The organism is Chryseobacterium herbae, from assembly GCF_025154075.1.
GTDB classification, from domain to species: domain Bacteria; phylum Bacteroidota; class Bacteroidia; order Flavobacteriales; family Weeksellaceae; genus Chryseobacterium; species Chryseobacterium herbae.
Map to the genome: position 1 here is coordinate 1291540 of NZ_JAOAMU010000001.1, position 22135 is coordinate 1313674.

General features: G+C 37.8%; 21 protein-coding genes and 1 tRNA gene. 16 read left to right on the forward strand and 6 right to left on the reverse strand.

Annotated elements, in window-relative coordinates; genetic code table 11:
* Positions 1-48: 48 nt before the first annotated feature.
* Together N0B48_RS05630 and N0B48_RS05635 are read right to left on the reverse strand one after the other, a co-directional pair.
* A complete protein-coding gene (locus N0B48_RS05630; protein ID WP_259837350.1) occupies positions 49-699 on the reverse strand; it encodes a tRNase toxin domain-containing protein in 651 nt (216 codons plus the stop codon).
* Positions 700-701: 2 nt separating this feature from the next.
* Entirely contained in the window at positions 702-1415 is a 714-nt protein-coding gene (locus N0B48_RS05635; RefSeq protein ID WP_259837351.1) for a DUF434 domain-containing protein, read from the reverse strand.
* A 208-nt stretch (positions 1416-1623) separates the two neighbouring features.
* Here N0B48_RS05635 and N0B48_RS05640 point away from each other — a divergent pair, with 208 nt between their 5' ends.
* Positions 1624-2445, forward strand: coding sequence for a DUF4822 domain-containing protein (locus N0B48_RS05640; RefSeq protein WP_259837352.1), 822 nt, complete (start codon positions 1624-1626; stop codon positions 2443-2445).
* A gap of 120 nt (positions 2446-2565) precedes the next feature.
* Here the strand turns inward: N0B48_RS05640 and N0B48_RS05645 are convergent, their stop codons facing one another.
* Positions 2566-3612 carry an MBL fold metallo-hydrolase gene (locus N0B48_RS05645; protein ID WP_259837354.1) on the reverse strand — a complete coding sequence of 349 codons (1047 nt, stop codon included), beginning with the start codon at positions 3610-3612 and terminating at the stop codon, positions 2566-2568.
* A gap of 267 nt (positions 3613-3879) precedes the next feature.
* On the opposite strand from N0B48_RS05645, the gene N0B48_RS05650 reads away from it, so the two are divergent.
* The 5 genes from N0B48_RS05650 (at position 3880) to N0B48_RS05670 (ending at position 10791) form a co-directional block, all read left to right on the forward strand.
* Positions 3880-6021 (forward strand): outer membrane beta-barrel protein, encoded by a 2142-nt coding sequence (locus N0B48_RS05650; RefSeq protein ID WP_259837356.1) that lies wholly within the window; start codon positions 3880-3882, stop codon positions 6019-6021.
* Positions 6022-6269: 248 nt separating this feature from the next.
* Complete coding sequence (locus tag N0B48_RS05655; RefSeq protein WP_259837358.1) at positions 6270-7763, forward strand: catalase; 1494 nt, start codon at positions 6270-6272, stop codon at positions 7761-7763.
* Between the two features lie 85 nt (positions 7764-7848).
* Complete coding sequence (gene ccoN, locus N0B48_RS05660; protein WP_259837360.1) at positions 7849-10116, forward strand: cytochrome-c oxidase, cbb3-type subunit I; 2268 nt, start codon at positions 7849-7851, stop codon at positions 10114-10116.
* A gap of 80 nt (positions 10117-10196) precedes the next feature.
* A complete protein-coding gene (locus tag N0B48_RS05665) occupies positions 10197-10343 on the forward strand; it encodes a bacteriocin-like protein (RefSeq protein ID WP_259837362.1) in 147 nt (48 codons plus the stop codon).
* A gap of 253 nt (positions 10344-10596) precedes the next feature.
* Complete coding sequence (locus tag N0B48_RS05670) at positions 10597-10791, forward strand: hypothetical protein (protein ID WP_259837364.1); 195 nt, start codon at positions 10597-10599, stop codon at positions 10789-10791.
* 113 nt (positions 10792-10904) lie between these two features.
* Here the strand turns inward: N0B48_RS05670 and N0B48_RS05675 are convergent, their stop codons facing one another.
* Positions 10905-11492, reverse strand: coding sequence for a hypothetical protein (locus N0B48_RS05675; RefSeq protein WP_259837367.1), 588 nt, complete (start codon positions 11490-11492; stop codon positions 10905-10907).
* A gap of 165 nt (positions 11493-11657) precedes the next feature.
* Between N0B48_RS05675 and N0B48_RS05680 the strand changes: the two genes are divergently transcribed.
* From N0B48_RS05680 to N0B48_RS05690, 3 genes are all read left to right on the forward strand, one after another.
* Positions 11658-12056 carry a hypothetical protein gene (locus tag N0B48_RS05680; protein WP_259837368.1) on the forward strand — a complete coding sequence of 133 codons (399 nt, stop codon included), beginning with the start codon at positions 11658-11660 and terminating at the stop codon, positions 12054-12056.
* 85 nt (positions 12057-12141) lie between these two features.
* The gene (locus N0B48_RS05685) at positions 12142-12666 is read left to right on the forward strand and encodes a hypothetical protein (RefSeq protein ID WP_259837370.1); all 525 of its coding nucleotides are present in this window, start codon (positions 12142-12144) and stop codon (positions 12664-12666) included.
* Positions 12667-12679: 13 nt separating this feature from the next.
* On the forward strand, positions 12680-13567 hold the full coding sequence (locus tag N0B48_RS05690; RefSeq protein WP_259837372.1) for a hypothetical protein: 888 nt from the start codon (positions 12680-12682) through the stop codon (positions 13565-13567).
* Between the two features lie 259 nt (positions 13568-13826).
* On the opposite strand, the gene N0B48_RS05695 is transcribed toward N0B48_RS05690, so the two are convergent.
* Positions 13827-13900, reverse strand: a tRNA-Ile gene (locus tag N0B48_RS05695).
* Positions 13901-13962: 62 nt separating this feature from the next.
* Positions 13963-14361 carry a methylmalonyl-CoA epimerase gene (gene mce / locus N0B48_RS05700; RefSeq protein ID WP_259837374.1) on the reverse strand — a complete coding sequence of 133 codons (399 nt, stop codon included), beginning with the start codon at positions 14359-14361 and terminating at the stop codon, positions 13963-13965.
* A 95-nt stretch (positions 14362-14456) separates the two neighbouring features.
* Between mce and rbfA the strand changes: the two genes are divergently transcribed.
* The 7 genes from rbfA (at position 14457) to N0B48_RS05735 (ending at position 22006) form a co-directional block, all read left to right on the forward strand.
* A complete protein-coding gene (gene rbfA, locus N0B48_RS05705) occupies positions 14457-14816 on the forward strand; it encodes a 30S ribosome-binding factor RbfA (protein WP_259837376.1) in 360 nt (119 codons plus the stop codon).
* Between the two features lie 4 nt (positions 14817-14820).
* Entirely contained in the window at positions 14821-16026 is a 1206-nt protein-coding gene (locus N0B48_RS05710; protein WP_259837379.1) for an ABC transporter permease, read from the forward strand.
* A 70-nt stretch (positions 16027-16096) separates the two neighbouring features.
* Entirely contained in the window at positions 16097-17887 is a 1791-nt protein-coding gene (locus N0B48_RS05715; RefSeq protein WP_259837381.1) for an endonuclease, read from the forward strand.
* A gap of 61 nt (positions 17888-17948) precedes the next feature.
* On the forward strand, positions 17949-18686 hold the full coding sequence (locus N0B48_RS05720; protein WP_259837382.1) for a shikimate dehydrogenase family protein: 738 nt from the start codon (positions 17949-17951) through the stop codon (positions 18684-18686).
* Between the two features lie 76 nt (positions 18687-18762).
* The gene (locus N0B48_RS05725) at positions 18763-20568 is read left to right on the forward strand and encodes a DUF349 domain-containing protein (protein WP_259837384.1); all 1806 of its coding nucleotides are present in this window, start codon (positions 18763-18765) and stop codon (positions 20566-20568) included.
* Between the two features lie 63 nt (positions 20569-20631).
* Positions 20632-21660 carry a bifunctional diaminohydroxyphosphoribosylaminopyrimidine deaminase/5-amino-6-(5-phosphoribosylamino)uracil reductase RibD gene (ribD, locus tag N0B48_RS05730; protein WP_259837385.1) on the forward strand — a complete coding sequence of 343 codons (1029 nt, stop codon included), beginning with the start codon at positions 20632-20634 and terminating at the stop codon, positions 21658-21660.
* A gap of 163 nt (positions 21661-21823) precedes the next feature.
* Positions 21824-22006 (forward strand): bacteriocin-like protein, encoded by a 183-nt coding sequence (locus N0B48_RS05735; RefSeq protein ID WP_139259665.1) that lies wholly within the window; start codon positions 21824-21826, stop codon positions 22004-22006.
* Positions 22007-22135: the final 129 nt, after the last annotated feature.

The window sequence follows — 22135 nt, forward strand, 5'->3', positions numbered from 1 at the left end:
AATTATCTGCGTAGTACGCAATCTTTTTACGTACTTAAATTTTATACGTTATTCGTTGATAAATTTTTCAAGAAAACCGATCAACTGTTTCCCGCCGTGGCTCCACCGGATTCCGTAGCCTTCTTTTTCCCTGATCTCGAAAACAAGTTCATGTTTGTAATGATAGAAAACATTCCACCAGGTTCTGTTGTCCAGAATATAGCTGATCTTTTCCATGACTTTTTCCTGTTTCTGCAGATTATTTCCTTTGATTTCACCCCAGAATTGATCATCCATTCTTCCGATATGCTTTTCACAGGCTCTCTGTGCAATGGTAATTTCACTGTTAAAAGGTTTCCTGCAGGCTTCGAGCAACATTTCTTTTAATGGCGGAACAGCATTTTCATCGCGGATGCTGGCAGAAGTCAGACGCTGGCCCAAAATATTCAGCCAGTGTTCAAACTGAATATTTTCAAGTCGCGATGCCTTGACCTCATCAGAGTCATGACCTTGGAATATATCGATGAACAATTCAAAGCTTTTCTTTCGGTCTGGTTTTATTTCTTCATTAAAATACGGAAGCTCGAATTCCAGTATATTATCCTGAAATTTTCTGATATTGTTTTCCATAGCCTGCAGGTGTTCTGCTGCAAGAATAGCCTGGTGTTTTTCTTTCCAGAGGTTTGAAATAAACGGAATGCAGGATATAAATAATTTCATTTTTAAACCGTTTTGACAAGATTAACATCCAGTTTTTCTTCTGCGATCAGATGTGCGATCAGATTGAACCATTTTTGACAGTGATCCAGAATCCATGCGTCTGAAGACACTGCAATTTCTGAATTTTCTGCTAAAAACTTATCGGGATTGAACTCCAGTTCTGCTTCCCAGTTCAGTTTATTTTCTTCTGCAAAATCAAGGACGATTTGTTTAATTCGTCCACTGTTGGAAACCGGTCTATCGAAAATCCAGACCAGCTTCTGTACCTCAGCTTTTTGAAAAAATGCAGCAACAAGTTCAACCGCTCTCTGGGTTTGGTTGACTCTTTTATACGTTCCGTGAACCCCTGAAAGATCCCTTAAACATCCATCTGTACCTTCAAAAACATAAGCCCCGGACAGTAAACTTTCCATTAAAATCAATACATTAAAACCATCCAGATAAAGGATTTTATTTTTCAGATCCGAGACATCCAGCTGTTTATTTTTTCTATGTTTTATCTGCTGTTCAGATGCTGAAGCTCCTCGCAATGCCTGAATCTGACGTGTTTTCAGCTTATAACGGTTTCCCACGAGTTCTGAAGAAGCTTTCTCTGCGTAATCTCTGCTCAATAAATACATCATGTCCTGAACCGCCATTTTCAGCTTATCAATTTGTTTTTGTGAACCGAAAATCACATCATCGCCCGTATTTTTCCCGCGGTTTCTGTTATGCATACTCAAAAATAGTTTTTTAAACGGATATAATTACAGGAATCTGTTTCTGTTCCTCTCTTATCTATTAATTTATCAACATCTGAAAGGTGGAGTTATACATTTTACAACAAAAGAGATATTTCATACAACGTTTTGATTTTCATAAGGAATATGTTTGCAGAGAATAAAAATATCGATTATGAATACCTTGAAAAAATTATGTTACCTCTTGACAGCAATACTTTTCTCTGCTGCGTTTGTATCATGTTCTGATAACGACGACATGGTTATGGAACAGATCACTCCCTCACAGATGCTTTCTTCTACTCCCTGGGAAACCACGGCTGCAAGAGACAAGAACGGTCAGCCTGTTAATCTTACTGATGCGAGCGTAAACGGATTTGTGGGTTTTGCTTACTTTAAGGCCGATGGAAATTTCGTGATTTACGGTCTGAATGATGTTTTAAGATCCAGAGGAACTTGGTCTGTAGATCCGCTAGGAAAAACCAGAATCATCACGGCATTGAACCCAGACGGAACGACCATCTTTACCCGTTCTGTGGATATTCTGGTGCTGAACAGCAATGAATTCACGTACAGAATTCACACCAATCCAAGTGATCCTTCCGTTTATTACGATATTGTCCATACCAAAACGGCTCACGCTGAACCTGCTAATGGCCAGCTTACTTTGGCTTTTACCCCGTGGGAAACTACAGGCGCTAAAAACAGCAGCGGAAATCCGGTAGCTTTAACGGATCCTAATGTCTCGGGTTTTGTTGGATATTCTTATTTTAAAGCGAACGGTACTTTTACCATTTACGGACTGAATAATGTACTGAGATCCCAGGGAACATGGTCTATTTCTCCGGACGGCAAGAAGAGAACAATCACCGCTCTGGACGCGAACGGCAATGTACTCTTCACAAGAACCGTTGATATTCTTACGCTGAACAGTTCTGAATTTACCTACAGAATCACTCCTGATGCAGGAAATCCTTCTGTCTACTACGATATCATCCATACCAAAGTAGATCATAAGGAACCTTAGATATTTTTTAAGTTAGTTGAATGGATGGAATTCCGGCGGCCCTTCGGGCCGCCGGAATCTTTTTAATAGGTTTATGAGCGTATCTCGCTCAATAAAATCATTGAAACAGGATTCTTTTTCTTACATCGAGTCTTGCCACCATTTCTTCCATTTCACTTCTCCCAGCTGATTCAGGTTTACTTTTTCTCCGATCATAGGATGCGTAACAGGTACATTATTGTCTTCCGCATATTGGGAGACCAGTTCTAAAGGCTCGAACCATGGATGTTGGGCCAGTTTGAATTTTGAGTTATGAACAGGAATAAAGTTTTTGGCTTTCAGTTCCTGTACTTCCTGAATAATCTGTTCGGGTAAGCTGTGGATGTACGGCCATTTTTCATTGTATTGCCCGCATTCCATTACGGCAAGGTCAAAGGGTCCGTACTTCTCTCCTATCTCTGTAAAATGATTTCCGTATCCGCTGTCGCCACCCAGAAACAGTTTTTTGGTCGGAGTCTGCAGCACAAAGGAAGTCCAAAGTGAGATATTTCTGTTCAGGAGTCTTCCGGAAAAATGTCTTGCGGGAGTCAGTGTAATATTGAAACCATCTACCAGGTCAATGCTTTCCCACCAGTTTTTTTCAATTATTTTTTCTGCTTCCCATCCCCAATATTCAAAATGTTGTCCGGTTCCCAAACCGCAAATAACAAGACCTACTTTATCTTTCAGCGCCTGAACGGTTGAATAATCCAAATGATCCCAATGATCATGGGAAATAAGAAGTACATCAATCTCAGGCATATCTTCCGGTTTGTAATGATCTGATCCCGAAAATGCTTTGATAGAACCGGGCATTGGAGAAGCATTCCCACTGAATACAGGATCTACCAGAAACTTTTTGCCATCAACCTGAATAAAATAAGAGCTGTGCCCGAACCATACGAGAACATTGTCTTCGGGTTGCAGGTTAGTCAGATCTGTGGTTACAAACGGAATTGGTGATTTTGGAGTTACATTTTCTATTTTACATAGGGTCTGCAGGAGTAATTTGGTCATGCTTTCCCCTTCCAGCAATGCCGGTGTAGGAAGGATATTTTGAAATTTTCCATTGGTATAATTGGGCAGTGTACTGAAATAGGTTTTTCTTTGTTCATTGGGAAACTGTCCCATTTGTTTCTTTAAATTCATTCCGTTGTTGTTTTTGTTCTGAACCTTCACCATTAAGGATTAAATCAGAATACTAAATATAAGAATTAGATTCTTTACTTAAACAGATCAACGAATAAAGGAGCTCGTTTACTTTATTTTTCCGGATGAAACATAGATTTTATGCATAGGTTTATACTACAGAAACATTAACTGATTGTCTTTCCTTATTAATTTTTTATTTATTTTCTCTGATTGATGTAACAAACATCCACTAATAAGTGTCTTATTGGTGAAATATCACTTTGAATGAAGATAATTATATGTTCGGCAGCTTTATTGATGTCTTCTTTAGTCTTTTCACAGGCTAAAAACGACACCATTAAACAGAAAGAAAATCAGATTGAGGGAGTTACATTAACCGCAAGAAAACCCACTGTGGAATCTAAAGCAGATAGAACGGTTTTTAATGTATCCAACAGTTCTATCCTGGCAGGAAACACCACCTGGGACGTTTTGAGAATGACGCCTTTGGTAAGTATTGACAATAATGATGCAGTGAAAGCAGAAGGGGAATCTGTCACGGTTTACATTAACGACAGAAAATCTGTGTTTACCGGTAAGGAATTAAAGGAATATCTGAAAACTATTCCTGCGGATAACCTGATGAAAATTGAAGTGATCACGAGTCCGTCATCCCGTTATGAAACGGCAGGATCGGTCATTAATATTGTTCTTAAAAGAAGGGACGATGAAGGAATGAAAGGCAGTGTGACTTTTAATAACAGACAAAATGCCAAAAACTCTCAGTATACGAATATTAACCTCAATTATCACAAGAAAAATTTCACACAGACGTTGATCGGAAGTTATAGCGACAATACCTATTTTCAGAGAAACACCAGTGTGAATAGTTTATATAAAGATAATGATGTTACGAATATTACGAATGAAACCCTGGGAAGGGGCAAAAGCCCATCGATGTCTTCTACTTCCGAATATGAGTTGAATGACAAAAATAATATAGGCGTTATTCTGGAATATTATCAAAGTAAAAACGCTTCCAGTTCTGATGCCGATTTCCTCAGAACCAGGGATAATCATAAGCCTGAATCTTATCATCAGGATCAGGATGTAACGGGGCGCTACCGCACATTGGGGACGAATGTTTTTTATAAATACTATGATAAGGAGAAAAATAGAATTCTGGATGTCAACTTAGGATCCAATTACAATTCTCAGGAGAATCTCAATGAATTTTTAAAAACATACAGCGATAATTCAAAAGTAAATCAGCTGGGAATCAATTCTCATGAACAAACCAGAAACTATTACATCAAAGTAGATTATACCCAGCCTCTAGGAAAAGGAGGAAGCTTTGAAGTGGGTGGAAAAATGGATTTCAATAATAATGTGATCCCCAATACCCTTTCAGGAAACAATGCAGATAATCTCCGTACGAATGATGTTTTTCATTACGAAGATAATATCAATTCCCTATATGCTAACTACAGCAAGACGTTCTTCGAGAAACTGGAAACAAGAGTCGGGGTCCGCTACGAACATATTGATTTTAAAATGAGAGAAGACGTGTCTGGGAAAAACAGAAAAGATTCCTATAGCACTTTGCTTCCCAATTTATTATTGAAATATTCTTTTTCAGAAAAATATGATCTGACCCTGACGTACAACCGCAATCTCTGGCGTCCGTGGTATTCGGAATTCAATCCTTTTCTTGTTCCTACCAACGACGGAACATTCTCCCGTGGAAACATGGATCTGGAACCGAACCCAAGTCACAGAGTTTATATGAAGCTGGGAATACTTAAAAAGTACTTCATTTCCGCAAGGTATATGTATACAGATAAAGATTACTGGACTACTTTAGCAGTGGAAGAGGGCAAAACAGTCACCTTACCTGACAACCTAAATGGAAAGGTTCAGAAATATTATCTTTTTGCAAATACCAACCAAACCTTTCTGAAAAACAAGCTAAACGTAAATGTGGGTGTAGGATGGTATTATATTGATAACCATGACTTCAATTTGGTTAATGATCTGAAAGGGAAAAATTATATTAGTTATTTAGGGGCATCAGCCAATTTATCCTACACAAACCTGTTTAACAAAAACATTAATCTAAGTGTCTGGGCAGAGCTTTCTAACCAGAATAACGGAAATTCATACGCCAATAAAACGAATATTTTCCACAACATCTCTGCCACCAAAATCTTCCCGAAAACACAGATGGAGGTCAGCCTTCAGCTGATGAATATTTTCAGCAGACCTATTTTCGACAATACCACTTTTAGTCAGGATGGTACTAACAGATCTTCTATGCGATCGGACTGGTACGGATTTTCACTTTCATTCGTGAAACGCTTCGGAAACCAAAAAGTAAAAGGAAACACAAAAACCGATGTTGAAAAAAACAGCGGCGGAGGAAAATAAATAATGATTTGACCTTGATCAGTCCTAAAAATAGAGTTCAGAATTCATCAGGCAAAAAAATAAATTAAACAGTAGAAATCTTAGGGTTTTTACTGTTTTTGTTTTTAGGCTGTAAGGAAATTTATTTCCATCCTATTCAAGCAAAAAGCTATTATCTGATCCATTGGACCACATTTTTTTAATCATTCTGGATGAGAGTAAAAAAAGCGGAAGTGGGTAGCTTTACATCAAATTAAAAAGCTTTTCAGATGGAAAAAAACAATCTAACAAACAGAACGGGTGCTCCAGTCTCAGATAATCAGAATATTTTAACAGCCGGAAAACGCGGTCCTGCCTTACTTCAGGATATATGGTTTCTGGAAAAAATGGCTCACTTTGACCGTGAAGTGATTCCGGAGCGCAGAATGCATGCCAAGGGCTCGGGAGCTTACGGAGTTTTTAAAGTTACCCACGATATCACACCATATACAAAGGCTAATTTATTTGATGAAATAGGTAAAGAAACACCGCTGTTTATCCGGTTCTCAACCGTAGCCGGGGAAAGAGGTGCAGCTGATGCGGAAAGAGACATCAGAGGTTTTGCCTTAAAATTCTACACCGAAGAAGGAAACTGGGACCTGGTAGGAAACAATACACCTGTTTTCTTCCTGCGCGATCCTTTAAAATTTCCGGATTTAAATCACGCAGTGAAAAGAGATCCCCGTACCAATATGAGAAGTGCCGATAATAACTGGGACTTCTGGACGCTTCTTCCTGAATCTCTTCATCAGGTAACCATTACCATGAGCGACCGTGGATTGCCAAAATCTTACCGCCATATGGATGGTTTCGGAAGTCATACCTACAGCTTTATCAATCATGAAAATAAACGTTTTTGGGTTAAATTTCATTTCAAAACCCAACAGGGAATAGAGAATCTCACCAATGCTGAAGCGAAACAGATCATTGCTGAAGACCGGGAAAGCCATCAGAGAGATTTATATCAAAATATAGAAGACGGCAATTTCCCTTCATGGAAAATGTATATTCAGGTGATGGAAGAAGCGGATGCAGACACGTATCACATCAATCCGTTTGATTTAACGAAAGTATGGCCGCACGGAGATTATCCGATGATTCCCGTTGGAGAATTCACTCTTAACCAAAATCCTTCCAATTATTTTGCTGAGGTGGAACAGGCAGCTTTCAATCCGGCTACCATCATTCCCGGAATTGGTTTTTCACCTGATAAAATGCTGCAGGGCCGTTTGTTTTCCTACGGCGATACCCAGCGTTATCGTTTAAGCGTCAATCATCACCAGATTCCTGTGAATGCTCCGAAATGCCCATATATGGCTTACCATCGTGACGGAGCGATGCGAACTGATGGTAATTACGGAAGCAAGATCGCTTATGAGCCTAACAGTTTTAGTCAATGGCAGGAGCAGCCGGCTTATGAGGAACCTCCTTTGCCTATTTCCGGATATGCCGGACACTGGGATCACCGTGAAGATGATGATTATTTTTCCCAACCCGGAAATCTTTTCAGGCTGATGTCTGATGAACAGAAAGAACTCTTATTTAACAACACTGCAGATGCTGTGGGAGGTGCTCAGCAGTTTATCCAGATACGTCATATCAGAAATTGCTATAAAGCCGATCCACACTATGGAAAAGGCGTTGCAAAAGCTATTCATTTATCATGGGAAACCGTTTGTGATTATGAAGGCTATGATATGAAAAAAATGACTGATACAGAATAGAGACAGATCCCTGTTTCTTTATCCTTTTCCCCTGACTTATCTGCTTTACACTTATTAACTGTCCATCAAATACTGATATTATACAATGGAGATACAAAAATTTAGTTATGATAATAATATCGTGCGTGCTTTCCTGTACGCTACTGTGGTGTTTGGTATTGCAGGATTTATATTGGGGCTTACTACCGCTCTGATGCTTTTCTATCCTGAACTGCCGGAATTTCTCTTCGGTACGGATGATATGACGATTCAGAGTTTAAGAGAAGGGAATATTCAGGGACTTGTGAATTCGCAGGGGATATTGGGTTTTGGGAGAATCAGGATGATGCATACCAATACGGTGATCTTTGCTTTCGTCTGTAATTCTTTTTTCTGTGCGACCTATTACAGTCTTCCAAGGTTGTTAAAAGCTCCCATGTACAACGCTACCCTTTCGTGGATTAATTTCTGGTCGTGGCAGATCATGATTGTGGCCAGCTGGATCACGTTTGCTATGGGCTTCAATACTTCAAAAGAATATGCAGAACATGAATGGCCGCTCGATATTTTGCTCACCTTTTCATGGATTATTTTCGGAATCAATATGTTCGGAACAATCGCGAAAAGAAGGGTAAGACATTTGTACGTAGCGATATGGTTTTACATCGCCACATGGATTGGGGTGGCTTTACTGTATATTGTGAATAATCTTGAAGTTCCGCTTGATTTCTGGAAATCCTATTCCTTATATTCAGGGGTTAAAGATGCCCTGATCCAGTGGTGGTATGGGCACAATGCCGTCGCACTTATCCTGACGACTCCTATCTTGGGAATGATGTATTATTTCCTTCCGAAAGCGGCAAACAGGCCTGTATTCTCCTATAAACTGTCTATTATTCACTTCTGGTCACTGATTTTCGTGTATCTGTGGGCGGGACCTCATCACTTACATTACACTGCTATTCCGGGATGGACACAGGCTTTAGCTACAGGTTTTTCCATTATGCTGATTGCTCCGTCATGGGGAGGAATGCTCAACGGATTGTTAACCTTAAGAGGCGCTTGGGAAAAAGTACGGGACAATCCGGTCCTGAAATTCTTTGTTGTTGCCGTCACCTGTTATGGGATGGCTACTTTCGAAGGGCCCCTTTTAGCGACTAAAACTTTAAATAAAATCGGTCATTACACAGACTGGGTGATTGGTCACGTACATTTAGGCGCGCTCGGATGGAATGGTTTTATGGCATTTGGTATCGTGTACTATCTTGTCCCGATCATGTGGAGAACCAATTTGTGGTCTGTGAAGCTGGCCAACTGGCATTTCTGGCTGGGCACGCTGGGTGTTCTGTTCTACGTTGTACCCATGTATATTTCAGGTTTCACCCAGGGATTGATGTGGAAACAGTTTAATCCGGATGGTACTCTGATGTATAAAAATTGGCTGGATACGGTAACCGCTGTCATTCCTTATTACAAGATGAGGTTCCTTGGAGGGACATTCTATCTTACAGGCGGATTGCTGATGGTTGTTAATATTTTTAAAACCATAAGACAGGGTTCATTCCAGAGAGAAGTTGCTGCAGAAGCTCCGGCATTAGCAAGAATACACGGGAGAAAAGCCGGAGAAGGTATTCATTTATGGATTGAGAGAAAGCCGGTTATCCTTTCGATAGGGGCATTTTTCACTTTATCAATCGGAGGTGCTGCGGAGATCATTCCCACAATGACCATTAAGAAAAATGTTCCTACGATTTCGGCGGTTAAACCTTATTCTCCATTAGAACTCGAGGGTCGTGATCTGTATATCCGCGAAGGCTGTAATGCCTGCCATTCCCAGATGATCAGACCTTTTCGGGACGAGATCGTGAGATTTGAAGGTAAAAACGGACAGTATTCGAAAGCAGGAGAGTTTGTGTATGATCATCCTTTTCTTTGGGGCTCCAAAAGAACGGGACCGGATCTGCACAGAGAAGGAGCACGAAACCCGGATTCGTGGCACCTTAAGCATATGTATAATCCAAGATCTACGTCTCCGGGATCAATCATGCCGCGCTTTCCATGGCTGATCACCAATAAATTAGACCGTTCTCAGATGCTCAGCAAAATGGAACTGATGAAAAAATCATTTGACATTCCTTACAATAAAGCTCAAATTGACTCCGCCAACACTTGGGCAGACGGCCAGGCATCAGGAATTGTGAAAAGAATTTATGCAGAAGCTACGGATATCAAAGAGCAGATAGAAAAGGAAAAAATGGTAAGGGGAAATCAGTTTGTTCCTCTGGAAAAACGGGAAATTGTCGCGATGATTGCCTATCTGCAGAGATTGGGAACGGATATCAAGACGACGGATGTTAAAACCGCAGGAAACTAGTAGCAACTGAACACTTTCATAAAATATACATCATATTTAAATTATTCATAAATTAGTGATTAATTAAAAACTAAAATATTATGAAAAATTTAAAGAAAGTTTCAAGAGAGCATTTAAAAACGATCAAAGGAGGACTCAGATTTTGCAATGAAGAACAGTATTGCAATATAAAATTCTGCTGTGCTGACGGAGTCTGCCGACATATAGATTCCGCTTACTGCCAATAATCAGAAAATAATCTGATTTATTGTTTAAAATTCACTCATTACACCAGTATACAAAGCTTCTGAGCAATCAGAGGCTTTTCTTGTACCTCATAACTTTCAGGACCACAATCTTAATTCCTTACCCGAATCTCAGGTTATTTTATAAAGAGCAGATTGATATAATTAAAGTACAATCTTAACATTTATTTTCATATTCACGGTATTGAGAAATAACTATTTTGTGTAACTTTACAATCACTAAATTTTTAAACACATGAAAAACAAAACATTAAAATTAGCTCTGGCTTCTTTACTATTAATGAGTGCTGTTTCTTTTGCAAAAGAAACTCATCAAAACAAAAATACCACCATCTCCAATAACGATGGATCAAAAGGGCACGGTCCAATAGGTACTACTACTCCACCGGATGACACCATCGATCCTACAAAACCAGACAGACCTAGATAGTATACAACAAATATGATCTTACTCCCGGCACGGCATTTCGTCCGAGCTATGTAGATATAAACAAATCCAGGAAATTGATTCCTGGATTTTTTTGTTTTCAGGAAAATTTAGGTTTATTCATTGGGATCAAAGTCTACTGCCCACTCTACAATATCCGTGTTATGAGTAGAAAAAATAATGACTGCACTATCGCCTACACTATAATTTTTCCGGGATAAATTTGTGGAATATTTTTCACCATCCAGATAGAAATCGAAAAATGCATAAGAAGATCCCTTTCCTTTGTACTCTATCGCTTTGATTTTTACTTTCTGAGTAACCGCGTAATTCGTCAGTTGGTATTTTTCGTGATTATTTACGGAAATGACTAATCCCAAAAAGGTAGCTCCACAAAAAATAAAAAATAAGGATAGGTAGCAGATGTTTATCATTTTAACTTTTTTCGGACCTATGGTGTTTTTGAGAATTTGATATTTATCCTTGTCTGAAAGGGTTGAAAAACTAATATCCGCTTGGCTCGGAATCATAATCTTTGTTAGAGCAATACTTAAAAAAAGCGACCCGATGGGAATGAGAAAAAAGGCTACGAGCCCTAAAAATCTTACCCCGCTATCAGTCCACCAAACATTGAACCCGATAAATGCTCCCAATACAATAGTGAAGAGACTGAGTAAGATATTTTTTATGTTTTCTTTTGACATAGATCGTATTTAGCGTGCAAAGATAGAATAGTCTGGGGATAATATCTCTTGTAGGTAAGGGAAGACAGAGGTTTTATATTAAGAAAAATATAATCTGTATTCGTATCTGATTTATCACTACATGAAAATATTTTGGCAAGTGGTATCTTTGGAGAAAATTATTGCATGAAAAATTTTCTTATTTTCTTAATTCTTTTATTCGCTCAGAAAGTATTTGCACAATCTGAATGGATGTCAATAACCACCTCAGTTTCAGGAAGAGAATATCAAATTAGAAATCTTGAAAAAAAAGATAATCAATTCTATGATGTATGGGTAAAGAAGATTGATCCGCCTATGAAAATCAAAGGGAAAAATGGAAAATACACTTACAAAAGCAAATATTCTATAAATAATTGGATTGTTTCGTGTGACACTAAGGAATATCAGAACATAACATTTGTCCAATACAATAGTAATGGTAAAATTTTATCTGAAGGCGGTTCTACTGAGGATACATATAAATTTATACCCGATTCAGTAGCTTACGGTGTTTACGAATATATTTGCTCTGAAAACAATTAACTAATCTATAAGTGAAAAATCAATAAAAAAATACTGCCAACCTACTATAACGTTACCAAATCTAAAAAATGATATTGCTGCAGCTATGAAAGGTGTATTCAACAATAATAAAAATTATAATATTATATTTAGGGCTAAAAATGGTTTAGGTGAGACAGATGGAGAAACATTTATATCTCATGTAGATGAATTTGGAACCTATAAAGCTATAATAAATTTAAATGATAATGTGTTGACAAACGCAGCACAAGAATATATACTAGTAACAATGTATCATGAAGTAGTTCATGCCTTTTTGGGCTATGAAAAATTCAGATTGGGAAATGAAGCATTTCAGGAACAATATCCCAGTGTAATTGTGGGTTCCGATTATGCAGCTGATGGAACTATGGTTAATAGATATACCTTTATAGATGAGCATCACCAAGTAGGTGCGTTTTTGACAACACTTCAAAATATCTTGTCTGCTTATAATCCCAGCCTTTCACAAGAAACAATTAAAGCTATGGCCAAGGCTGGAATAACTACAACGACTGCTGCAGAAAGAGAGCTAAATAAAAATGAAAGAGATACGACGCTTGGAAAACATAAAGGAACAAAATGTCCATAGAAAATGTAATAATATGAAAGCAATCCTATCAATCCTACTATTCATCCCGTGCTATATCTATTCCCAGGAATTTCTTCTTTTGGACAGTTTGAAAACAAAATTTAAAGTGAATGAATATACATTGGATACTAATGAAATTTACAATATCAAAAAAGATATAAATATTTACAATGTTTTTGTTTCTAAAAATCTAATCTTGTTAATCTCTGTACTTCCAGATTTAGGTGAAAAAATACTCCCAAGAATGGATGAAAAGGGGCAAAACTGGGAGCTTATTGACTACAATAAAATAAAAGACAACATTGTTTCCAAGAATAAACTCCAAAATATCTTGGAGGAATGGATAATAAATAACAACCCTGACAAGAAAACGCTACAGTATAAGTTGGTGAAAAAAGAAAATGGAAACTACTATATGTCAAAAATGTGTTTAACAGAAGTTTTCACTATAAGAAATATTAAATATCCATTAATCTCTTCCTATGGAGCAATTAATATTGGAGAACAAAAAGTGACCATAAAGGAAATGGAAAGAAGTTTTACACAACAGTTTCCAGGGAAAGATTTTATCATGGATATGAGGAATGGAATTTTAAATAGACAATTGGATGTTTTCTATAATTTTAGAAATTATTTATCAAAAGAATATACAATCAAAGGAAATAAAGCCTATCAGTTCTGGACTTTTGACGGATGGTGGATGCATGATGGATATGATGAACATCGCGGAATAGATCGTTTTTTATATATTCCAGATAAGGGAATTGTTGGCGGTTCTTATGATTTTTATTTCAGACTTAGACCTAAAACCTCATCTAATGATTACTTCACTGTTTCCCCGGATACTTTATGGAATAATATGATTAATGAGAAAATAATGATTGCTAAAGAATTGAACTAAAACAAAATAGCAGTAACTAAACAATAAATTAAAAACCTCCAATTGGAGGTTTTTTTATGCTGCTGCTTAATTTTTGTTTTAAAGAATAAAATTACCTTGTATTTCTTTTATTCAGAGTATTTTCTTATTTAGCTAAATGATGGAGTGCTTATGTTGATTAACCTTATCATAAAGAAGCATAATTCTCATCTTGTATATATTCCAAAAAAACAAAAAAACCGTAAAGCTTTATTAAATAAAGAATTACGGTTTTTTATTGTGGTCCCACCTGGGCTCGAACCAGGGACCACCTGATTATGAGTCAGGTGCTCTAACCAACTGAGCTATAGGACCTCAAAACTTGGTTAAATTTTGTGATTGCAAAAATAGCAAAATTTCTTTCACTACAAAACTTTTTATTGCTTTTCTTGACAAAGTTCTACCAATACACCATTCGTGGATTTTGGGTGCAGGAAGACAACTAATTTGTTATCAGCACCTTCTTTCGGTTCTTCAGAGATAAACTGGAATCCTTCTTTTTTTAATCTTTCAACTTCTTCCAGAATATTTTCTACACCAAAGGCCAGATGATGGATGCCTTCGCCCTTTTTATCGATAAATTTTGAGATCGGACTTTCAGGATTACTGGCTTCCAGCAGCTCAATTTTGCTTTCTCCCGTTCCGTAAAAAGAAGTGACTACCCCTTCCCTTTCCACACTTTCTTTTTTGTAGGATTCTTTTCCTAATAATTTGGTAAAAAGCTCATCAGAGACTCCTAAAGATTTTACGGCAATACCGATATGTTCTAGCTTCATAAAATACTAATAAATATAATTAAATCGTAAATTTGATACCGGAGCTGAATTTCAAAGGTATCAATTCAAACAAAAGTACTAAATTTGCATAACTTATGGAAAGTAACAGACAAAGAAAAGTAGCACAGATCATCCAGGAAGACTTCGCAGAGCTTTTCCGCAAACAGGCTTCGGAAAGCAAGCAAAGTATATTGGTATCCGTTTCAGACGTAAAAATATCGCCAGATCTGGGTATTGCTAAAATTTACTTAAGCATTTTCCCGCAGGAATTCCGTTCCGCGGTGATGAAGGAAATTGAGGAAAACAAAGCTCAATACAGAAATTTTATTGGCCAGAAAATGGCAAAACAGGTACGTATTATTCCGCAACTTAATTTTTATTTAGACACGGCTCTTGATGACGTTGAAAAATTGGAAAGAGAATTAAGAGGCGAAGGCGACAATCCTGTTTTATAAGATCTTGAAGAATATTGCATTTTACATAGCATCCAGATACCTTTTGGCAAAAAAAGGCAGTACCGCCGTGACATTCATTACGTGGCTTTCGGTAGGTGCCATGATGGTTGCTGTGACTGCAATGTTCGTGATCATTTCAGTATTCTCGGGACTTGAAACCCTGAATAAAGACCTGATCTCCAATCTTCATGCAGATCTGACGCTGAAAAGTGCTTCAGGAAAAACGGTGAAAGATCTGGATAAGGTCACTTCTGTTTTAAAAAACAACAAAGCCATCAGCAGTTTTTCCCGTGTCATTGAGGAAAAAGTCTATGTCAATTATAAAGGCAAAGGTGATATCGCTTATTTAAGAGGAGTAGATTCCGCTTATATCAAGGTTAATCCTATCGATAAGGATGTATTCTACGGAACCTATCCGAGTTTCAAATACTCGAATGAAGTATTAATGGAAACCAATCTGCACAACAGGCTGTCCATTCCAATTGACTCCACCAGTAATTATGCTACGATATTCATGCCTAAGCCCGGAACTGGTATCATTAACAAAGAAGAAGACATCTATAATAAGAGAGATTTTCTTGTGACGGGCGTTTTCCCGGGAAAGGACCAGCTGGATAGTTATATCATTGCCCCTATTGAATTGACTGAGGAACTACTTAGTTTACCAAAGAAATCAGCGTACCAGATCGTTATTAAACTAAAGAATCCGGAAAATGCGGATGCGGTAAAGCAGAGTCTTATTAATTCACTGGGGAAAAACATTGAGATAAAAACCAAAGAAGAAGAGAATGCAGCCTTCTGGAAGATGATCAATACGGAAAAAATGTTCATCTACCTGATTTTTGCACTGGTGATCTTCATTACCACCTTTAATCTGGCCGGAGCGATCATTATTCTCCAGCTTGACAAAAAAGAACAGTCAAGATCCCTGATTTCATTAGGTTTCCCGATAAGACATTTAAGAATGACCTATTTCTACACCGGACTTCTCATTGTGATCTCAGGTGTGATTTCAGGATTAATTGTAGGAACTATACTGTGCTATTTCCAGCTTTATACCGAATTCTTCAGAGCGAATGAAATACTTCCTTTCCCTGTAAAAATTGTTGGAAAAAATTATCTTATCGTAGCATCTACTGCCTCCCTTTTCGGGATCATTATTTCATGGTTCTTTTCTAAGATCAGCAAAGACTATATTACTAAAAGTTAATACACTAGATTTGAAATAAAATATACTTCATTTTCAATTTTTTGTACCTTTACGGCCCAATTTTTTTTAAATGAAACGAATTTTATCCTTTTTTTTGCTGAGTTTTACAATTATTGTTGTATCAGCACAGGCACCTGTCGGTTATTATGATGCCGCTGCCGGTTTAACTCTTGCTCCTCTTAAAACCGCACTTAGAGGTATTATCAAGCAAGGTCATCAGGACAAGGGCTACAACGGCCTATGGACCGGTTATGCAACAACAGACCGTGACTACTTTTACGAAAACGACGGAAAGATCTTAGATATCTATTCTGAAAACCCTAACGGACAGGATCCATATTCCTATACGGTAGGAACCAATCAATGCGGACAATACAATAGCGAAGGAGATTGTTACAACAGAGAACACATTGTACCCCAAAGTTTTTTCAACCAGCAAAGCCCGATGGTAGCAGATATCCACTTTATCCGCCCAACAGACGGTAAAGTAAACGGCATGAGATCTAATTTCCCTTTTGGAAAAGTAGGAACTCCTTCTTTTACTTCCGATAACGGATCCAAACTTGGAAACTCGGTATCTCAAGGATATGGCGGAACCGTATTTGAGCCGATTGATGCTTTCAAAGGTGATGTAGCCAGAATGATTTTTTACTTTGTAACGAGATATGAAGTTGAACTTCCAGGTTTCAGTACCGGAAATATGCTGGGTGGAAATACATATCCGGGACTTCAGACATGGGAACTTAACCAGCTTCTGGCCTGGCATACTATGGATCCTGTATCCGCTGAAGAAGTAGCAAGAAACAATGCATCTTATACGTACCAGGGAAACAGAAATCCTTTTATTGATAACCCGGCCTATGCTAACCAAATCTGGGGAACACCGGTTGTGGACACACAGGCTCCGACAGCGGCGACTAACCTTACTGCTTCCAATCCTACTTCCAATACCGTCTCTCTAAGCTGGACAGCTGGTACGGACAATATTGGTGTAGCACTTTATGAGGTATATGCTAACGGAGTATTGAAAACAACCGTTTCAGGAACTACAGCAACGGTTCAGGGACTGACACCTTCTACCACCTATACATTCTATGTGATTGCTAAAGATGCAGCAGGAAATCCTTCTCCTCAGAGCAATATAGCAACGGAAACAACTTTGGCAGGACAGCCAGGAAACACAAGCTGCGGAACAGAAAACTTCGAAACGATTCCAGGATCGGCTTCAAACTATGAGACAAGAACCTGGACTAATAACAATATCTCTTGGACGGCTACTTTTGCAAGAACTGACGAAACTATTAACGGAAAAGCCATTACCATCAGAAATGGTAATCTTACAAGCTCTACCATTACAGGAGGTATTCAGAATTTAGAAATAAAAACTCAACTTAAGTACGGAAGTACGGCAGGGACCCTTAATGTATTAATAAATGATGTGCAGGTAGGTACAATCGCTTATACAGCAGATAAAACAGTATCTACATTGAACATCAATAATATTAATGTCAGTGGAAACGTAGTGATTAAAATTGTTAATCCTGTATCTGCCAGCGGAAACAGAGTCGCCTTGGATGACCTTACATGGACATGCTACAGCGTACTGGGAACTTCTGAAGTGAAAAAAGACAAATCTGAATTCTCAATTTACCCTAACCCGGTAAAAAACAATGAATTATTTGTAAAAGGTGAAAACTTAAGCAAAATTTCAAAAGTTCAGATCTATGACCTTTCCGGAAAACTTATCGAAGTGATTGAAAACCCTTTCAAAAACTCTAATAAGATCAACCTTAAAGGACTTACCAAAGGAAATTACATCCTTAAAACAGACCGTTTCTCTACAAAATTCATTGTAGAATAAACCTTAAAAAATATTTGACTACAAAGACCGATTTATTCGGTCTTTTTTTTATTTTTGATGTATGGATTCCAATAAAAAATTAGGATTAATAGGAAAGAATATTTCCTACTCCTTTTCCAAAAAATTCTTTGAAGACAAGTTTCAGAAGCTGATGCTTAAAGACTTTACCTACGATATTTTTGACCTGAATGAAATTGATGAAGTAGAGAATCTTCTTAACGATCCGGAACTTTTAGGATTCAATGTCACCATCCCATACAAGGAAAAGATTGTTGATTATCTTGACGGGCTCAGCGATGAGGCTGAAAAAATTGGTGCCGTGAACTGTGTTTTGATCAGAGACGGTAAAAAAACCGGTTACAATACAGATGCTTTCGGTTTTGAAAAAACACTTCTGCTCCATAAGAAAACCTATCAGGACAAAGCATTGATCCTTGGAAATGGAGGCGCTGCAAAAGCCGTAAAATATGTGATGGATAAACATGGAATCCCATCGATCACCGTTTCAAGAAATTCTGAAATCAATTTTGAAAACCTTGACAGCGAAACGGTTCGTGATCATAAAATCATCATCCAGTGTACTCCGGTAGGCACATTCCCGAATGTGGAAGACTGTCTGGAATTTCCTTTTGAAGGAATCACTTCGGAACACCTGATCATCGATCTGATTTATAACCCGAACTATACTCAATTCATCATTAAAGCATCCGAAAAAGGAGCCAAAACTGTGAACGGGTATTACATGCTGGAACAGCAAGCAGAAAAAGCTTGGGAAATTTGGAATTTTCAAAAAAAATAACCTAAATTAGTACCTTAATTGGCTTTACAGCTATATATCAAAAGGATATTAACGCCACTCACATAAAAGATTTGCTATGACTACAGAAAACAATCTTTCTGAAAACGAAGAAAATAAAATTCCTAACGAAGTATCTCAGGAGGAAACGTCAGAAACGCCCGTACCTCATGGTGAAAGTGCTCATGATGATGAAGCAGAACATATTGAAGAGGATCACACTGATGATATTTCTCTGGCTGATGCTTTGAAAGAAATGGAAAAAATCATCAATACGGCCAATGCTGGTGAAAATTTCAAAAGATTCAATCAGTTAAAAGAAAAAGCAAGTCATTACATCCACGATGAAGTGGAAGACAAAAAGCATGAGTATGCTGAAGGCGGAAATGCTCCTGAAAATTTCAGCTACGAGCACCCTTCCCAGTCTAAATTGTCTGCTCTGATCAATATTTTCAGAGAAAAACACGACACTTACCAGAGATCTCAGGATGAAGAGCAGAAGAAAAACCTTGATCACCGTCAGAATATCATAGAGAGACTTAAAAATCTTTACACCAATTCTGAGCCGGGAACCAACCTTTTCAAATCCATCCGTGAAATTAAAGAAGAATGGTCAAAAGCGGGACAGGTAGCAAAATCTGAATTTAAGATCCTTAACAATAATTATTTCCACCACCTGAACCAATTTTATCAGATGCTGGATCTGAATAAAGAATTCTTAGAGCAGGAATTCAGCCACAACCTTGAGAAAAGACAACACATCATTGCCCGCGCCAAAGAACTGGAAAGCGAGCCTGTGATTCAGAAGGCATTGAACGAGCTTCAGTACCTTCACAAACTCTGGAAGGAAGAAGCTGAACCGGTAGCTGAAGAATTCCGTGAAAAAACGTGGGAAGAATTCAAAGAAATTTCCAACAAAATTCACGAAAGAAAATCTGAACTTTCTGCAGCCATTGAAGGAGAACAGAATGACAATCTGGAAAAGAAAAACCAGATCATCACAGAAATCAAAAAATTATCTGAACCTTCTGAAACACCTAACCACGGTTACTGGCAGAACTCCATCAAAAGAGTGGAAGACCTTCGTACTGAGTTCCTAAAAACAGGAAGCGTTCCAAGAAAACTGTCCAACCAAAACTGGAATGATTTTAAAACAACACTCAGAGGATTCAACACAACAAAGAACAATTACTATAAATCTCTGAAAGGTTCTCAGCAGGCCAATCTGGAAGACAAATTAAAACTGATCCAGACTGCTCAGGACAATATGAACAATGAAGAATGGGATATTGCTGTTCCGCTATTCAAAAAGCTTCAGGAAGACTGGAAAAAAATCGGGCATGTTCCAAAGAGCATGACCAATAAGATCTGGGATGAATTCCGTGATGCCTGTAATACGTTCTTCAACAATTACAGAGAGAAAAACAATGCGTCCAACGATAACTGGAAAGAGAATTACAAGCAGAAAAAAGAAATTCTTGAAGACCTGAAAACGGTTTCCAATGACGAAGGCAGCATAGAAAAAATTGAAGCCATAAAAACGGCCTGGAACAATATCGGGAAAGTACCGAGAGATAAAATCGCGATCAATACCGAATTCAACAGAACGTTGAGAGAAAAGCTGAAGTTGAATAAGATCAATGAGCTTGAACTGAAAGAAGAAGGATTAACAGAAAACCAGCTTACTGATAAAGCAAGAAAGATCAAGAGCCAGATCTCTGACCTTGAAGGCGAAATTGTAAAACTGGAAAACAACCTTGCATTCTTCAAAAACCCGTCAAAAGAAAACCCACTTCTAAGAGATACTTTCAATACCATCGACGAGAAGAAATCACATCTTGAAACTTTAAGACAAAATCTTCACAGCATCATTGCTGGAGATTAATCTATTAAACAATATCATAAAGGCGAAGCAAAGAAATTTGTCTTCGCTTTTTCTTTTCACCCTATGAACAACGACGAATTATATATCAAAAGATGCATTGAGCTCGCCCAAAAAGCACTGGGCAAAACCTACCCCAACCCTTTAGTTGGCAGTGTGATCGTCCATGACGGAAAGATCATCGGGGAAGGTTATCACCACAAAGCCGGCGAAAATCATGCGGAGATCAATGCCATCAATTCTGTAGAAGATAAAAGTCTGATCCCGGAATCTACGATCTACGTTTCCCTGGAACCGTGTGCGCATTACGGAAAAACACCTCCTTGTGCTTTAAAAATTAAAGAACTTGGATTCAAAAAGGTGGTTATCGGAGCGATGGATTCTCATGATAAAGTAAACGGAAAAGGAAAGAAAATCATCCAGGATGCAGGCATAGAAGCCGTTTCCGGAATACTGGAGAAAGAATGTATCCAATTAAACAAAAGATTCTTCACCTATCACGAAAAGAAAAGACCGTACATCATTCTGAAATGGGCTGAATCCGGAGACGGATTTTTAGATAAAGACTTTAAACCTACTGCCATTTCAAATTCTTTGGTGAATCAGTTTGTACATCAGTTAAGAGCTGATGAACACGCTATTTTAGTTGGAACACAGACGGCTTTAAATGACAATCCAAGTTTAACGGTAAGAAATGCTGAAGGCGTAAATCCTGTAAGAATTCTTATTGATTTCGATTTAAAAGTTCCGGAAGACTTTAAAATGTATAATGACGAAGCCCAAACACTGATCATCAATTCTGTAAAAGAAGGAACAGAAAACAATATCAAGTTCATCAAAGTCGGAAAAGAGAATTTCCTGCCGGATCTGATGGCTGCACTTTATAAGGAACAGATACAATCCGTCATTATAGAAGGCGGAAGCTATACCCTGCTTCAATTCATTAACGCGGGTCTGTGGGATGAAGCGATTGTCATTAAAAATGAAGGATTAAAACTAGAAAATGGAACTCAGGCTCCCAAACTGGATTTAAAACCTCATGACATCAAAGCTTTCAGAGACAATACCATTTCATTTTATCTGCCTATCATTTAGATTAGCATCCTGTCAATTTAAAATGATTTTAATACATTTTATCTTTAGTATTTGCACAAGTCTAATTTAACATAATAAACTTCTCACAAAATCATATTTCCAGTTGAAATTAATTAAGTAACTTAATGGTGAATTAATTAATATGAATCCAAATCATCATTACATGAAAAATCTAAAGAAAATTTCAAGAATCGGCTTAAAAAGTATTAGCGGTGGAGCATTTGTAACCTGTACGTTACCTAACGGACAATCTACAAGATGCAGAGACAAATGCCCTCAGGATTTTTGCGGTCCTACAAGTTATATGTGCTTAATTCCTATGGATCTGTGCGGCGATGGAATATAGTAATTAAATATCAAATTCAAGAAAATACAAGGAGCTGTCAAATAATTTGACGGCTTCTTTATTGATCATAGCGAAACTTATCACACATTTTATACTTTTGCATTCAATAAGTACGTTAGTAATCCATAA

Bases quoted from the DNA above. Each gene is read 5' to 3' on its own strand.
- ribD (WP_259837385.1), top strand. From the start codon at position 20,632: ATGAACAACGACGAATTATATATCAAAAGATGCATTGAGCTCGCCCAA.
- rbfA (WP_259837376.1), top strand. From the start codon at position 14,457: ATGGAAAGTAACAGACAAAGAAAAGTAGCACAGATCATCCAGGAAGAC.
- N0B48_RS05725 (WP_259837384.1), top strand. From the start codon at position 18,763: ATGACTACAGAAAACAATCTTTCTGAAAACGAAGAAAATAAAATTCCT.
- N0B48_RS05655 (WP_259837358.1), top strand. From the start codon at position 6,270: ATGGAAAAAAACAATCTAACAAACAGAACGGGTGCTCCAGTCTCAGAT.
- N0B48_RS05635 (WP_259837351.1), bottom strand. From the start codon at position 1,415: ATGCATAACAGAAACCGCGGGAAAAATACGGGCGATGATGTGATTTTC.
- N0B48_RS05675 (WP_259837367.1), bottom strand. From the start codon at position 11,492: ATGTCAAAAGAAAACATAAAAAATATCTTACTCAGTCTCTTCACTATT.
- ccoN (WP_259837360.1), top strand. From the start codon at position 7,849: ATGGAGATACAAAAATTTAGTTATGATAATAATATCGTGCGTGCTTTC.
- N0B48_RS05650 (WP_259837356.1), top strand. From the start codon at position 3,880: ATGAAGATAATTATATGTTCGGCAGCTTTATTGATGTCTTCTTTAGTC.
- N0B48_RS05685 (WP_259837370.1), top strand. From the start codon at position 12,142: ATGAAAGGTGTATTCAACAATAATAAAAATTATAATATTATATTTAGG.
- N0B48_RS05670 (WP_259837364.1), top strand. From the start codon at position 10,597: ATGAAAAACAAAACATTAAAATTAGCTCTGGCTTCTTTACTATTAATG.
- N0B48_RS05630 (WP_259837350.1), bottom strand. From the start codon at position 699: ATGAAATTATTTATATCCTGCATTCCGTTTATTTCAAACCTCTGGAAA.
- mce (WP_259837374.1), bottom strand. From the start codon at position 14,361: ATGAAGCTAGAACATATCGGTATTGCCGTAAAATCTTTAGGAGTCTCT.
- N0B48_RS05690 (WP_259837372.1), top strand. From the start codon at position 12,680: ATGAAAGCAATCCTATCAATCCTACTATTCATCCCGTGCTATATCTAT.
- N0B48_RS05680 (WP_259837368.1), top strand. From the start codon at position 11,658: ATGAAAAATTTTCTTATTTTCTTAATTCTTTTATTCGCTCAGAAAGTA.
- N0B48_RS05735 (WP_139259665.1), top strand. From the start codon at position 21,824: ATGAAAAATCTAAAGAAAATTTCAAGAATCGGCTTAAAAAGTATTAGC.
- N0B48_RS05645 (WP_259837354.1), bottom strand. From the start codon at position 3,612: ATGAATTTAAAGAAACAAATGGGACAGTTTCCCAATGAACAAAGAAAA.
- N0B48_RS05665 (WP_259837362.1), top strand. From the start codon at position 10,197: ATGAAAAATTTAAAGAAAGTTTCAAGAGAGCATTTAAAAACGATCAAA.
- N0B48_RS05720 (WP_259837382.1), top strand. From the start codon at position 17,949: ATGGATTCCAATAAAAAATTAGGATTAATAGGAAAGAATATTTCCTAC.
- N0B48_RS05715 (WP_259837381.1), top strand. From the start codon at position 16,097: ATGAAACGAATTTTATCCTTTTTTTTGCTGAGTTTTACAATTATTGTT.